Source organism: Spongiactinospora rosea (assembly GCF_003315795.1).
In the GTDB taxonomy this organism is placed as follows: Bacteria; Actinomycetota; Actinomycetes; order Streptosporangiales; family Streptosporangiaceae; genus Spongiactinospora; species Spongiactinospora rosea.
Genome location: NZ_QMEY01000019.1, coordinates 157,821 through 171,772, shown reverse-complemented (window position 1 = coordinate 171,772; position 13,952 = coordinate 157,821). Strand labels below are relative to the sequence as shown.

13 protein-coding genes are annotated in these 13,952 nt (G+C 72.1%); 3 read left to right on the top strand and 10 right to left on the bottom strand.

What is annotated here, in order from left to right:
* The coding region (locus DP939_RS32735) for an ATP-dependent Clp protease ATP-binding subunit (RefSeq protein ID WP_147268228.1) at positions 1–1,906 on the top strand (1,906 nt) is incomplete at its 5' end.
* Between the two features lie 369 nt (positions 1,907–2,275).
* Here the strand turns inward: DP939_RS32735 and DP939_RS45615 are convergent.
* Complete coding sequence (locus tag DP939_RS45615; RefSeq protein ID WP_147268227.1) at positions 2,276–2,494, bottom strand: hypothetical protein; 219 nt, start codon at positions 2,492–2,494, stop codon at positions 2,276–2,278.
* 74 nt (positions 2,495–2,568) lie between these two features.
* Complete coding sequence (locus DP939_RS32730) at positions 2,569–2,844, bottom strand: hypothetical protein (RefSeq protein WP_113984699.1); 276 nt, start codon at positions 2,842–2,844, stop codon at positions 2,569–2,571.
* Between the two features lie 268 nt (positions 2,845–3,112).
* Here DP939_RS32730 and DP939_RS32725 point away from each other — a divergent pair, with 268 nt between their 5' ends.
* Both DP939_RS32725 and DP939_RS32720 read left to right on the top strand, forming a co-directional pair.
* On the top strand, positions 3,113–4,393 hold the full coding sequence (locus DP939_RS32725; RefSeq protein ID WP_113984698.1) for a helix-turn-helix domain-containing protein: 1,281 nt from the start codon (positions 3,113–3,115) through the stop codon (positions 4,391–4,393).
* A 72-nt stretch (positions 4,394–4,465) separates the two neighbouring features.
* Positions 4,466–5,446, top strand: a complete 981-nt coding sequence (locus DP939_RS32720; RefSeq protein ID WP_113984697.1) for a hypothetical protein — start codon at positions 4,466–4,468, stop codon at positions 5,444–5,446.
* 10 nt (positions 5,447–5,456) lie between these two features.
* On the opposite strand, the gene DP939_RS32715 is transcribed toward DP939_RS32720, so the two are convergent.
* The 8 genes from DP939_RS32715 to DP939_RS32680 form a co-directional block, all read right to left on the bottom strand.
* Positions 5,457–5,867 (bottom strand): DUF2267 domain-containing protein, encoded by a 411-nt coding sequence (locus DP939_RS32715; protein ID WP_113984696.1) that lies wholly within the window; start codon positions 5,865–5,867, stop codon positions 5,457–5,459.
* Positions 5,868–5,933: 66 nt separating this feature from the next.
* A complete protein-coding gene (dhbA, locus tag DP939_RS32710) occupies positions 5,934–6,686 on the bottom strand; it encodes a 2,3-dihydro-2,3-dihydroxybenzoate dehydrogenase (protein WP_113984695.1) in 753 nt (250 codons plus the stop codon).
* A 13-nt stretch (positions 6,687–6,699) separates the two neighbouring features.
* Positions 6,700–7,749, bottom strand: coding sequence for a FecCD family ABC transporter permease (locus DP939_RS32705; protein ID WP_225878642.1), 1,050 nt, complete (start codon positions 7,747–7,749; stop codon positions 6,700–6,702).
* On the bottom strand, positions 7,746–8,819 hold the full coding sequence (locus DP939_RS32700; protein WP_199565569.1) for a FecCD family ABC transporter permease: 1,074 nt from the start codon (positions 8,817–8,819) through the stop codon (positions 7,746–7,748). The genes DP939_RS32705 and DP939_RS32700 overlap by 4 nt, the downstream gene beginning before the upstream one ends.
* Positions 8,820–8,825: 6 nt before the next feature.
* Complete coding sequence (locus DP939_RS32695) at positions 8,826–9,641, bottom strand: siderophore-interacting protein (RefSeq protein WP_113984694.1); 816 nt, start codon at positions 9,639–9,641, stop codon at positions 8,826–8,828.
* Between the two features lie 9 nt (positions 9,642–9,650).
* Positions 9,651–10,616, bottom strand: a complete 966-nt coding sequence (locus tag DP939_RS32690; RefSeq protein ID WP_113984693.1) for an ABC transporter substrate-binding protein — start codon at positions 10,614–10,616, stop codon at positions 9,651–9,653.
* 34 nt (positions 10,617–10,650) lie between these two features.
* Complete coding sequence (locus tag DP939_RS32685; protein ID WP_113984692.1) at positions 10,651–12,318, bottom strand: ABC transporter ATP-binding protein; 1,668 nt, start codon at positions 12,316–12,318, stop codon at positions 10,651–10,653.
* Positions 12,311–13,951 (bottom strand): ATP-binding cassette domain-containing protein, encoded by a 1,641-nt coding sequence (locus DP939_RS32680; protein WP_199565568.1) that lies wholly within the window; start codon positions 13,949–13,951, stop codon positions 12,311–12,313. The genes DP939_RS32685 and DP939_RS32680 overlap by 8 nt, the downstream gene beginning before the upstream one ends.
* Position 13,952: the final 1 nt, after the last annotated feature.

Genomic DNA, 13,952 nt, shown 5'->3' with positions numbered 1-13,952 from the left:
GATCGAGCGGGTCATGCAGGTGCTGTCCCGCCGTACCAAGAACAACCCGGTCCTGGTGGGCGAGCCCGGCGTGGGCAAGACCGCCGTGGTCGAGGGGCTGTCCCAGAAGATCGTCAAGGGCGAGGTGCCCGAGACGCTGAAGGACAAGCAGCTCTACACCCTCGATCTGGGCGCCCTGGTGGCCGGGTCGCGTTACCGCGGTGACTTCGAGGAGCGCCTGAAGAAGGTGCTCAAGGAGATCCGCACCCGTGGTGACATCATCCTGTTCATCGACGAGTTGCACACCCTGGTCGGCGCGGGCGCCGCGGAGGGCGCGATCGACGCCGCCAGCATCCTCAAGCCGATGCTGGCCCGCGGCGAGCTGCAGACCATCGGTGCGACCACGCTCGACGAATACCGGCGCTATCTGGAGAAGGACGCGGCTCTTGAGCGGCGCTTCCAGCGCATTCCGGTGGCGGAGCCGGGGCTGGGGCACACGATCGAGATCCTCAAAGGGCTGCGCGACCGCTATGAGGCCCATCACCGGGTGATCATCACCGATGGCGCGGTGGAGGCGGCGGCCCGGTTCGCCGACCGCTACATCAGCGACCGGTTCCTGCCGGACAAGGCGATCGACCTGATCGACGAGGCCGGTTCGCGGATGCGCATCCGGCGGATGACCGCGCCGCCCGAGCTGCGGGAGTACGACGAGAAGATCGCCAACGTCCGGTACGACAAGGAGTCCGCGATCGACGCGCAGGACTTCGAGAAGGCCGCAGCGCTGCGCGATCGGGAGAACGAGCTCCAGCGGGTGCGCGAGCGGCGCGAGGAGGAGTGGAAGGCCGGCGACATGGACGTCGTGGCCGAGGTCACCGAGGAGGAGATCGCGGAGGTTCTGGCGACGGCGACCGGCATCCCGGTGTTCAAGCTCACCGAGGAGGAGTCGCAGCGGCTGCTGCGGATGGAAGATGAGCTGCACAAGCGGATCATCGGCCAGGACGACGCGATCAAGGGCCTGTCCCGGTCGATCCGGCGTACGCGTGCGGGGTTGAAGGACCCGCGGCGTCCGGGTGGGTCGTTCATCTTCGCCGGTCCGTCCGGTGTGGGTAAGACCGAGCTGTCCAAGGCGCTGGCGGAGTTCCTGTTCGGCGACGAGGACGCGCTGATCATGCTGGACATGTCGGAGTTCATGGAGAAGCACACGGTCTCGCGGCTGTTCGGCTCTCCTCCCGGCTATGTCGGGTATGAGGAGGGCGGCCAGCTCACCGAGAAGGTGCGGCGCAAGCCGTTCTCGGTGGTGCTGTTCGACGAGATCGAGAAGGCGCATCCGGACATCTTCAACTCGCTGCTGCAGATTCTGGAGGACGGCCGGCTGACCGATGCTCAGGGCCGGGTGGTCGACTTCAAGAACACGGTGATCATCATGACCACCAACCTGGGCACGCGGGACATCTCCAAGGGCATCGGGGTCGGGTTCGCGCGTAACAACGACGCGGAGAGCAACTACGACCGGATGAAGGCGAAGGTTCAGGAGGAGCTGAAGCAGCACTTCCGGCCGGAGTTCCTGAACCGGGTGGATGACACGGTGGTGTTCCACCAGCTCACCAGGGACTGGGTGCTGCAGATCGTGGATCTGATGCTCGACCAGCTCGCCGAGCGCCTGAAGGACCGCGACCTCGGCCTGCGGGTCACCAAGGACGCCAGGCAGTTGCTGGCCGACCGGGGCTACGACCCGCTGATGGGCGCCCGGCCGCTGCGGCGGACGATCCAGCGCGAGCTGGAAGACGCGCTGTCGGAAAAGATCCTTTACGGCGACCTGCGCCCGGGTCAGGTCGTCAAGGTCGCCGTGAAGAACGACGCCCTCGTCATCACCAGCGAGCCCAAGCGCACCCACCGCCGCACCGAACCGGCCCCCGCCGCCCACTGACAGTCGGCCGCCGCCTCTCGCGCGGGGTGCCCCCTACCCGGGCATCCCGCGTTCCGGCGGAGGGTGGTTCCGGCCCGCATGGGCGGTTCACCAGCGAGCTGTACGACGGAGGTCCCGCAGCCTGACCTTCCGCCTGGGTTTGATCTGTGGCCTGCGGACTGAGGGGCCACGGTGATTCCGGACAGTCGCCAACGTCACCGACTGCGCGCGTGGTCAGAATGAGCTTTTTTCAATTGTTCGCTTGAAGCAGGTCAGGGGTGTCTGTGCTGGGCTCGGGGCGGGCCCGGCAGCCCCCGACAGGGCGCCTGATCATGCGGCTTTGGTGTCCCGCTTACCGCCTCTGACCAGGGAACTTGAGCCTGAAAAGGCTCAATGGTAATTATGGCTGCCGCCATCACCTGAAGCAGTGTCCAAAAGTGGACAATGCATTTCCTGTTCCGAACCTCTGTGCCCCGGAGTGCATCCAAATCGTGCATCGAAAACATACGACTTGGAGTATTCCTTGCGAAAGTTATCGACGGGCTTGCGCCGGTGGTGCTCGGCGCTGCTCATGATGATGACGGTGACCACCCTCACCACGGTGGTCACGGTCACCGCCCCGGCCGCGCATGCCGCGCCGTTGTCACAGACGCCGATCCTGAGTCGCCGCCCCGCGCATTTCGTCAGAGGTGTTTGACCTTGCCGGTGGCCGGGTCGCGGTGCAACTGGATCAGGATCGGGCCGTAGGCGTACTCCGGGCGTCCGCTGGGGTGCAGGCGGGCCGGGCGCATGATGGCGTTGGCCTCGCCCAGGCAGGCGCGCAGTTCCTGGACGAGGTTCACCAGGGCGCTCGCCGGGTCGTCGGTCACGCCGGACACATGGTGACCCGGCTCGCGGACCTCCCAGACCAGCAACAAGGTCTCGCTGAGCGGGCGCGGGTGAGCACACGACTGGTACATGCGCGGTTCTCCTCGTGCGGTGAGTCGCGTGGACTCGGGGAGCGAAGTGGTGGCCATGACCCCGGAGCACGACGAACCCGGGGCCATGGCCACGGGATCAGCGGCCGGTGGGAAGAGCCGGCCGGGGCCCGGCAGTGTGGGGTGATCTGAGCCGGAGATCCCGTGCAGCGCTGGCTGCCCTGTCATAGTGGTCTCGTGACTCTCCGCACACCAACGGTTACCTGTCGCCGGATGGGCCGGTGCCAGGATTGGCGACAGGAGAAGCGGTATGCCTGACCCGGATTCGCCTGATGTCGCCCGGTTGCTGGCCGACGAACTGCGCCGCCACCGTGGCGACACCACCCTGCGCGAGGTGGCGCTGGGAGCTCGGACCCACCACAGCGTGCTGTGGCGGTACGAACAAGGGCTGCGGATTCCGCCACGGGACACCGTCGCCCGGCTGGACGCGCTCTACGGGGCCGAGGGGGAGTTGATCCGGCTTCGTGAGGCTGCGGCCGATTTAAGGGATCAAGCTCGCAAAGGCGGTAAAAATCACGAAAACGGTGATTATGAAGATATGGAGCGTCGTCGCCTCATTCAGGCCGCCGCAGTGGGCGTCGGTCTTACCGCGATGGAAAATCATGAGCAGGTACGGCAACTTCTCTCGCTGGATCAGGACGATGACAGTCGCAGTGTGGAGGAGTGGGAGAGTACCTGCGAAGACCTGTTGCACGGGCTGCGCGTACGGCCTGCCGCCAAGATCCAGGAAGCGATCGGCATCGAGCTGAACGCCCTGCTGAGGGAACGTCAGCGGGCTTCCCAGGCTGGCAGGGACGATCTGCTCAGGATCCAGGCCGCTCTAGCAGCCCTGTATGCAAATGCACTGGGGCGGCTGGGTGAGCATGAGGCCGCTTTGCGGTGGTGGCGCACGGCCCGCCGGGCGGCCGACGCGTCGAAAGATCAGCACCTGGCGATCGGTATCCGGGCGACCGAGGCCGGTAACACCCTCTACGGTCAGCGATCTCCGAAGTCCGTGCTGGAACTTACCCGGACAGCTCACGGGCTCGCCAGGGGGGTGCCGAGCTGGGGTCTGGTCTATGTGCTATGCGGGCAGGCCCGGGTGGCGACCGTACTCCAGCGTCATGACGAGGCGTTGGCCGCGCTACGCCAGGCCGAGGACCTGGTCGGTGGTGCTGAACTGCCCATGTCCAGCGTGATGCCCACATATTGGAACGGAGGCCGGGCCACGGAGTGGACGTCCAGTATGGTCTACGCCGGGGCGGGGGATGAGGAGCGCTCGACGTGGGCCTCCGACATGGTGGTCGCCAACAACCGGGACTACCAATACCGGACCGCCGCGCGACTGCACACGGCGCTCTGCACGGTGGCGAACGGCGGGATCAAGGAAGGGCTGACCGCCGCGACGGAGATCATCGACGCCGCGCCCCCCGGCCATCGCACCAATGTGGTGACCCACACCGCTCTGATCGTGCTGAATGCCGTACCACGGGAGCACAGAACCTCACCCGCCGCCCTAGAGCTTTGTGCGACCCTCGGGATGGATGTCTGAACAGCGCGCCTCGGTACGGACTCGTCACTTCGCCGGAATGGTGAAAAGCGTGGTGGCGGAAATGATGAGGACATGGAGCGCCGCCGTCTTATTCAGGCCGCCGCACTCGGTGTCGGTCTGACCGCGATGGAAAACCAGGAGCGGGTCAGGCAACTGCTCGCGCTGAGCGACGAGGGCCGCAGCGTGGAGGACTGGGAGCGCACCTGTGGGAACCTGCGGCAACGGCTGTGCACGCAGCCTGTCGGCAAGGTTCGGGAGGCGATCGGCGTCGAGCTGGACGCGCTGCTGAGGGAACGCCAGCGGGCCTCCCCGGCACGCATAGAGGATCTGCTCAGGATTCAGGCGGCCCTGGCGGCCCTTTACGCGAATGCGCTGGGGCGGCTGAGCGAGCATGAAGCCTCCCTGCGGTGGTGGCGTACGGCCCGTCAGGCGGCCGATGCGTCGAAAGACCAGTCTTTGGCGGTCGGGATCCGAGGGACCGAGGCGGGTAATGCCCTCTATGGGCAGCGATCTCCGGGCGTCGTATTGGAGCTGACGCAGGCCGCGCGCGGACTCGCCGATGGGGTGCCGAGCTGGGGTCTGGTCTATGTGCTCTGTGCGCAGGCCCGGGCCGCCGCCGTGCTCCAGCGTCACGACGAGGCGATGGCGGCGCTCCGTCAGGCCGAGACTCTGGTCGGCGGTGCCGAACTCCCTGTGCCCAGTGTGATGCCGTCCTACTGGAATGACGCCTGCCCAACCGAGTGGACGGCCAGCCTGGTCTATGCGACGGTCGGCGATGAATCCCGTTCGGCGCAGGCCAGGACAACGGTGTTCGGCCATAAGGACTACCAGTACCGGGCCGCCGCCCGGCTGCATGGTGCGCTGGCCACAGTGGCGAACGGCGGGATCGCGGAAGGGCTGGCAGCGGCGATGGAGATCATCGATGGTGTGGCACCGGGCCATCGGACCAATACCGTCACCTACACCGCTCGGCTCGTCCTGCAGGCCGTGCCACCGGAGCAGCGAACCTCACCTGCCGCCGCGGACCTTCGGGCCGTCCTCGGCGAACGCTGAGCGGCGGTGGTCACTCGATGGAGCCGTGGCTGCCGGAGAGGACCAAGGGGCGGATGTCGGGCGGAAGGCTTTCGCCGACCTTGTCCAGCACCCGTCCCGTCGTGGCCTCCGCCGCGACCTCCATCACGACCCGTACGAGGTAGGCCGCCTGCGGCTCCTTCACCCCCGCGCGGTCCGCCACGCGGCGGATGAACTCGTGCCGGTCGAAGCCCGTCCCGCTGCCCATGCCGCCGTAGACCTCGGTGCGTCTCAGGTTCTCCCCGATCTCGTGCGGCAGTTGCGCGGCGAGGTTGTCGGCCAGCCCTTCGGGCACCCGTTCGCCCAGGGTCTCCAGCGTGGCCCGGCAGGCGCGTTCGGCGTGCGCGCGGTCGGGCAACCGGGCCCTGGCCTGGACCTGCCCGATGAATTGGTCGTGCCGCATGATGTCCCCCCTCCTCACCGAACCCCTGTATCCGGGTCGCCCGCCTTCTAACCCCGAAGACGCAGGTCAGGCGCGGAGGCTGGCGCCGCCGTCCACCATCAGTTCGTGCATGGTGATGTGCCGGGCGTGGTCGGAGGCCAGGAAGAGCACGGCCTCGGCGACGTCCTCGGGCAGCGCGACCCGGCCGAGCGGTACGCCGACGCGGAAGGCGGCCGGTTCGCCCGCCAGTACCGCCTCGAACGCCCCCGGCGCGTCGCCGCCGGGCAGGCCGCGGAGCATCGGGGTGTCGGTGGAGCCGGGGGAGACCACGTTGCAGCGCACGCCGTACCCCGCCAGCTCCAGCCCCAGGCAGCGGGTGAACATCACCGCCGCCGCCTTGGAGGCCGCGTACGCCGCCATGCCGATCCGTGGCACCGACGCCGCGTTGGAGCCGACCGTGACCACGACGCCCGAGCGCCGCACCGCCATGTGCCGGGTGACCGCCCGGGACAGGTTGAACACCCCGTCGGCGTTGACCGCGAACGACTGCCGCCAGGTCTCGTCGTCGGTCTCGCGTACCGAGGCCGCCCGCAGCACCCCCGCCACGTTGACCAGGATCTCGATCGGCCCGAGGTCGCGCTCGATCGCGGCGACCGCCGCCTCCACCGCGCGGGCGTCGCGCACGTCGAGGAGGTAGGAGGCGACCCCGGGCTGCGCCGACGCCTGCGTGTCCGCTGCGGCGACCTTCGCCCCCGCCCCGGCCAGCGCGGCGCACACGGCCGCCCCGATCCCTCCCGCGGCCCCCGATACCAGGGCGATCCGCCCCTCGACACCTTTCATGATCCGTACTCCTTCAGCGTCTCCACTCAGAGATCAGCAGCCAGGCCAGGTACGCGCCGCCGAGCGACCCGGTCATCACCCCCACGGGGAGCTGCACGGGGGCCAGCAGCCGCTGGGCCGCGAGGTCGGCGCAGACCAGCAGCAGCGACCCCATCAGGGCCGAGGTCACCAGCACCGGCCCGGACGGGCGGGCCAGGCGGATGGCGAGCTGCGGCGCGGCGAGGGCCACGAACGGGACGGGCCCGGCGGCGACGGTCGCCATCGCGGTGAGCCCGACGGCCAGCACCATCAGCGTGAGCCGGGTGCGCTCCACCGGGACCCCGAGGGCGGCGGCGAGTTCGTCGCCCAGTTCCAGCAGCGCCAGCCGCCGCCCGGCGAGCAGCGTGACCGGGACCAGTACGGCCAGCGTCGCCGCGAGCAGGTGGACCTGTCCCCAGGTCCGCCCGTTGAGGTTGCCGGTCATCCAGGTGACGGCCACGTGCGCGTCGGCGAACTCGGCGCGGGCGATCAGGTAGACGTTGAGTGCCACGAGCCCGCCGTTCACCGCGATGCCGACGAGGATCAGCCGGTAGCCCTGCACGCCGTTGCGGAAGGCCAGCAGGTAGACCGCGAGGGAGGTGAGCAGGCCGCCCGCGAGCGCGCCGCCCGCGATGGCGGCGGTGCCGCCGCCCAGTACGATGATCTGGAGCAGCGCCCCGGTCGAGGCACCTGTGGTGAACCCGATGACGTCGGGGCTGCCCATGGGGTTCCTGGTCAGGCTCTGGAAGACCGCGCCCGCCAGGGCGAGCGCCGCGCCGGTCAGCACGGCGGTGAGCACCCGGGGCAGCCGCAGGGTCAGCACGATGAACTCGTGCGCGGGCGGCCCGTGCCCGGCCAGGACCCGCAGTACGTCGGGCGGGGAGATCTGGTAGGTGCCGGTACCGACCGCGACCACGAACGCAACCGCGAGCAGCACGGCGACGACGACGGCGGCGAGCACCGAGCGGCGTTCGGCGCGCAGCACCATCCCGCCGGGCGGGCGCAGCGTGATGAAGGCGCGGCGGGCGCGCGCGGGCGCGGTCACAGCCGGGCCAGCCGTCGTTTGCGGGCCAGCGCGATGAAGACCGGCATGCCGATCAGCGCGGTGACCACTCCGGCCTCCAGTTCGGCGGGCCAAAGCACGAGCCGCCCGGTGATGTCGGAGATCAGTACGAGCACCGGCCCGAGCAGCGCCGCGTACAGCAGCGACCAGCGGTTGTCCGGGCCGACGAGCAGGCGGGCGGCGTGCGCCACGACCAGGCCGACGAAGCCGATCGGGCCCGCCGCGGCGGTGGCCGCGCCGCACAGCAGGGTGACGGCGACCGCGCCGAGCAGCCGGGTGCGTCCGGGCCGCGCGCCGAGCGCCCGCCCGGCGTCGTCGCCGAGGGCCAGCAGGTTCAGCGGCCTGCCCAGGCTGAGCGCGAGGGCGGTGCCGACGGCCATGAACGGCGCGACCTGGACGGCGACCGACAGGTCGTGCCCGCTGAGCGCGCCCGTGCCCCAGTGCCGGAACCGCTCGAACGCCGCCGGGTCGAGCAGGACGAGCGCCTGGGTGGAGGAGGCGAGCGCGGCGCTGACCGCCATGCCCGCGAGCGCCAGGCGTACCGGGGTGACGCCGCCCCGCCCGGCCGAGCCGATCAGGTAGACGACCGTGGCGGCGGCGGCCGAACCGGCGAAGGAGAACCAGATGAACCCCGGCAGGTGGTGCAGCCCGAAGGGGCCGACGGCGACGGCGATGGCGATCACCGCCCCGGCCTCCACGCCGAGGATGCCGGGGTCGGCCAGCGGGTTGCGGGTCAGCGCCTGCATCAGCGCGCCGGCCAGGGCCAGCGCCGCGCCGACGCCGATCCCGAGCAGCGTGCGCGGCACCCGCATGTCGTGGACGACGAAGGCCGCGTCGGTCCCGTCCGGGTGCAGCAGCAGCCGCAGTACGTCGCCGGGCGGGATCGCCTTGGAGCCGATCGCCAGACTGGCCACCGCCGCGGCCACCAGCAGACCCGCGGCCACCAGCGCCCCTCCGGCCCGGATCACGCCGGGCCGCCCCGGCCGCCGGGCCGGGGTGTCGAGGGGCCGTGTCCGCGGCGCGGGGGCCGCCCGGGACTGCGGGGTGGTCACCGGGGGTCAGTCCTCGTCGTCTTCCTCGTGGTGGTCCATGTTCACCACGCCGCGCTTCCAGTAGCCGTCCACGTCGATGCGCTCCGGCGGCAGGCCGAACTCCTGGCGCACGTACCGGCGGATCGGCTTGAGCGCCCCCGCCTCCCCGGCCACCCACACGAAGCCCTCGCCCGGCGGCCGTTCCACCCCCCGGATCGCCTTCTCCAGCAGGTCGCCGGTGCCCGGGGCGGCCCCGTCGCGGTGCAGCCAGGTGAGTGTGACGTCGGCGGCGCTGTCGATCCGCTGTTCCTCCCGGGCGTCGGGCACCTCGGCGAACGCGATGGCCCTGGCCCCCGCCGGCAGGGCCTCCAGCCACCGGCCGAGCGCGGGCAGCGCCGTCTCGTCCGCGCCGAGCAGGTACCAGTCCAGGTCGAGCGGCACCAGGATCGAGCCGCGCGGCCCGATGACCCCGATCCGCTTGCCGGGCTCGACGTTCGCGGCCCAGTGCGAACCGGGGCCGTGCCCGTGGATCACCAGGTCGATGTCGAGTTCCTGCGCCTCCGGGCGGTGGTAGCGGATCGTGTAGTCACGGAAGATCGGCCGGGGCGCGCCGGGGGGCGGCGGCTCCAGGCCGTCCGGCCCGACCAGCGGCATGACCGGCAGTTCGGCCCCCGGCTCGGGGAAGCAGAGCTTGACGTGGTCGGCGGGCGCACCCTGCTGGAAGCCTTCCAGGTCAGGGCCGGTGAGCGTGACCCGCACGGTCACCGGGCCGAGCCGGGCCACCCGGCTGACGGTGAGCAGCCGTGGCTTGAGCGGATATTCGACATAGGTGTCGTCGGACATGCGAAACCCCTAGGCGGCGAGCTTGGAAAGGACGGCGTCGATCTGGTCGAGGATCTCCGTGATCCCCGTGTAGCTGTACTGGTAGCCGTACTTGATCGGGTAGACGTGCCCGGCCTTGGCGGCGGGCAGCAGCTTGAAGGCGTTCTGGTCGAGCAGCTTGCGCGTGGCGTCCTCGGCCTGGCCGTCGGGCGTCGCGCCGTACAGGATGACGCCGGTGCCCGACAGCGTGGAGATCTGCTCGTAGGACAGGCGCACGCCGCGGTTGGCCCGCTCCTTGGTGGCGACCTTGGAGAAGGTCAGCCCGGCCTGCTCCATGAACAGCCCCGGCCAGGACACCGGCGAGTTGGCCACGAAGCCCTCCGGGCCGCCCTCCACGTAGTCCCAGGTCGTCTTGCGCAGGACGCCGGCGTGCCGGTCCTTGATGTCGGCGACCAGCTTGGCGTACGCGGCGGACTTGCCCGCCGACACGTCGGCCTTGCCCACCGCGTCGGCGATCTTGGGCAGCGCGTCGCGGACCTCGGCGGGGTTCTCGGTCACGAAGAACACGGTCGGCGCGATGGCCGACAGCTTGTCGTAGCCGAAGTCCTCGGCCCGGCGCTGGGTGCTGACGATCAGATCCGGCTGCAACTGCGCCAGCCGCTCGTAGTTGATGGAGGTCTCGTCCGCGCCGACCACCGGGATGGCCTTCACCTTGGCCCAGTCGGCGGGCGAGTAGTCGGCCTCGACCTCCTGGAGCACGCCGACCGGCGTGATGCCGAGTTCGAGCACCGCGGCCGTGGTGTTGAGCAGCGAGACCACCCGTTGGGGCCGCGCGGGGACGGTGACCGGCCCGTTGGCCGCCTGCACCACCCGCGTGGCCGCGGAAGCGCCCGCGCCGTCGGTGGGCGCGGCCCCGGAGCCGGATGAGCCGCAGGCGGCGGCCAGGAGCATCGCCCCCGCCGCCAGCAGGCCCGCGACGGCCCTGTGGACGAACATGTGTCCTTCTCCTTGATTCGTTTCGGTAGGGGTTTCAGGGCCCGGCCACCGCGCCCGCGCGCAGCCTGACCAGGCGGGGCAGCAGTTCGACGGTGGCGGGGCGGTGGGCGATGACGAGCAGGGCGCGGTCGCGCCGCAGCCGGGCGAGGGCGGTCTCCAGGCGGCGGGCGGTGACAGGGTCCACGTCGGCGGTGGCCTCGTCGAGGATCAGTACGGCCGGGTCGGCGAGTACCGCCCTGACCAGGCCCATGATCTGCCGTTCCCCGCCGGACAGGTCGGCCGCCGGGGTGTCCAGCCCCTGCGGCAGGCCCGCCGCGAAGTCCGCGAGCCCCAGCGCGTCGAACGCCGCGAGCATCCGCGCCCGGTCCGGTTCGCCGGGGGCCAGGGCGAGGTTGTCGCCGACCGAACCGGCCACGGTGCGCACGTCCTGCGGCACCAGGGCGATCCGGGCGCGTACCTCCTCCTCGGGCACCTCGCGCAGGTCGATCCCGGCGAAGGTGACCCGCCCGCCGTCCGGCTCGTACAGGCCGCTGAGCACCTTGGACAGGGTGGTCTTGCCCGAGCCGGTCTCGCCGACCAGGCCGGCGTGGTCGTCCTCGGCGCAGCGCACCGACACGCCGCGCAGCGCGGGCGCGTCCGCCTCGTAGTGGAAGACCACGTCCTCGGCGGCGAGCACGCCGCGCGCGGGCAGCCGCCGGTCGCCGCGCGGGGGCGGGGCCGCCGCGCCCAGCAGGTCCAGCAGCCGGGCCAGGCCCGTACGCATGGTCTGCACCTCCCCGGCGAGCTGCGACAGGTCGCCGAAGCCCTCGAACAGGTTGCGCGCGGCCAGTACGAACACCACGACCGCGCCGACGCTCATGTGCCCGCCCGCGGCCAGCCACGCCCCGGCCACCAGCAGCAGGCCCAGCGCCGCGCCCTCCACCAGGGAGATCGACCCGACGCGGTTCTCCACCGCCGCGGTACGGCGCTGCGCGGCCACGGCCGCCGCGTTGTCAGCGGCGCACCTGGCCATCCAGGCGGGCAGCCCGCCGGTGGCCCGAAGGTCCTCCCTGGCCTCCAGCGTCTCGGTGAACGTCGCGGCCATGACCGCCTCTGCCTCGGCGTGCGCGCCGAACACCGCTCCGGCCCGCCGGGCGAACCACCGGGTGATCAGCAGGGCGGGGGGCAGGAACACGGCGACCACGGCGAGGGTCAGCGCCCAGGAGTAGCCGGCCAGCAGCACGATGGTGAGCCCGAGGGTCAGCGTGGCGCTGACCAGGCCGGGCAGCGCCTCCCTGACGAACAGCGCCAGCTCGGCGACCTCGCCGGTGGCGCGCTGGAGCAGCGCCCCGCCGCGGTGCGCCTCCAGGAAGCGCAGCGGGGCCGTGGCCAGCCGTTCGGCGACGCGTTCGCGCAGGTCCCGCACGATCCGCTCGCCCGCGTCGGCGAGGGTGGTGGCGGCCAGGCCGCCGAGTACGGCCACGCCGGTGACCATGGCGGCCAGCAGCGTCACCGCCGCCGCGAAGCCGCCGCCGTCCCGGGTGAGCAGCGCGTCCACCGCCGCGCCGACGGCGGGCGCGATGCCCACCAGCGCCGCGCTCTCCAGCAGGCTCAGCGCCAGCGCCCCGGCCAGCCTGCCGCGGTGCGGACGCAGGAACGGCGCGGCGCGGCGCGACAGACCGCGGGTCTCGGGGGCCTCGGCGAGCCTCGGCACGTCAGCCATGGCGTACCTCCTCGCGGGAGCCGGTCAGGTCCAGCACGCGGTCGGCGGCGGCGGCCACGGCCTCGCGGTGGGTGGCGAACACGATCGTCATGCCGGGCGACCAGGCGCGCAGCCCGGCCAGCAGGCGGCGCTCGATCAGGGGATCCAGGGCGGAGGTGACGTCGTCCAGGAGCAGCACCGACGGGCGGGCCAGCAGCGCGCGGGCCAGCGCCAGGCGCTGTACCTGGCCGCCGGACAGCGCGCCGCCCCGCTCGCCCGCCTCCGCGTCCAGCGGCAGATCGACGGCGGCGGCGTGGCAGGCCCGGGTGAGTTCGGCGTCGGCGAGGTCGCGGCCGAGCCGCAGGTTGTCGCCGATCGTGCCGGACACCAGTACCGGCCGCTGCGGCACCAGCACCAGGCGGCGCGCGCACTCCTCGGCCCCGGCCGCGGTCAGCTCGACCCCGCCGTACCGGACCGCGCCGGAACAGGCGGTCGTGCGCCGGGCCAGCAGCCGCAGCAGCACCGACTTGCCCGACCCGGTCGGCCCGGTCACCGCCACGATCTCGCCGGGCCGCACCTCGACCGACACCCGCCCGCCCGGCCGCCCGTCGGGCAGGGCGAGCACGCCGTCGAACTCCAGCGTGCCGCGCTCGGGCAGCGGTACCGGGTCCGGCGGGTCGGGCAGAGCGGGACGCGCGGCCAGGATCTCGGCGATCCGACGCGCGGCCACCCGCGCCTGCCCCCGGTCGGCGAACCGGTCCACCGCCACCCGCACCGCGATCGTCACCGTGACCATCCAGGAGGTGAAGGCGACCAGCCCGCCGACCGTGAGGTCGCCGTTCAGCACCGCCGTACCGCCGAAGCCGACCCCCGCGACGATGGCCAGCCGGGGGATCAGCGGCCCGGCGGCCGACCAGGCCGCCGACACGCGCGCGGCCCGCATCGTGGCCGCGGCCACCGCGGCGCTCGCCGCGTGGTGGCGGCGCACCAGCACCTGCCCGCCGCCCAGGCCGCGCACCGACGACGCGGCGGCCAGCAGATCCGCCACGGCGTCGGCGCGGGCCGCGTGCGCGACGGACAGCGCGTCCAGCGCCGGTTCGAAGCGGCGCGGGAACCAGACGTTCACCAGGACCAGCGGCGGCAGGCAGGCCAGCGTGACCCAGAGCAGCAGCGGCGCGAGCGCGGCCAGCGCGGGCAGCACGAACGCGAACGTGGTGGCGATGACCACCCAGGTGGGCAGCCCGTGGACCCAGATCCGCACCAGGTCCACGTCCCTGGTCGCGCGCAGCGCCAGGTCCCCCCGCCCGCCGGGGACGTCGCCGTCGCCGAGCCCGGCCAGCCGCTCCGCCAGCCGGGTGCGCAGGTAGGCCCCCGCCTGGGCGTCGGCGGTGTTGGCCCACCACTGCCAGCCCGCCAGCCCGGCCCACTGCACGGCCGAGACCGCCACGACCGCGACCGCCCACCACGCGGTGACGCCCAGGTCCCCGCGGGTGATGCCGTCGTCGATCGCCCGCTGCGCGCACAGCGGCAGCGACAGCAGCGCCACCTGGCGGACCAGCGCGGTGGCCGAGCCCGCGGCGAGCGGACGCCACCGCAGGCGCAGGCAGCGGCGCAGCAGGTCCCGCGGGTCGAGGTCGGGGGGGTGGGTGCGCAAG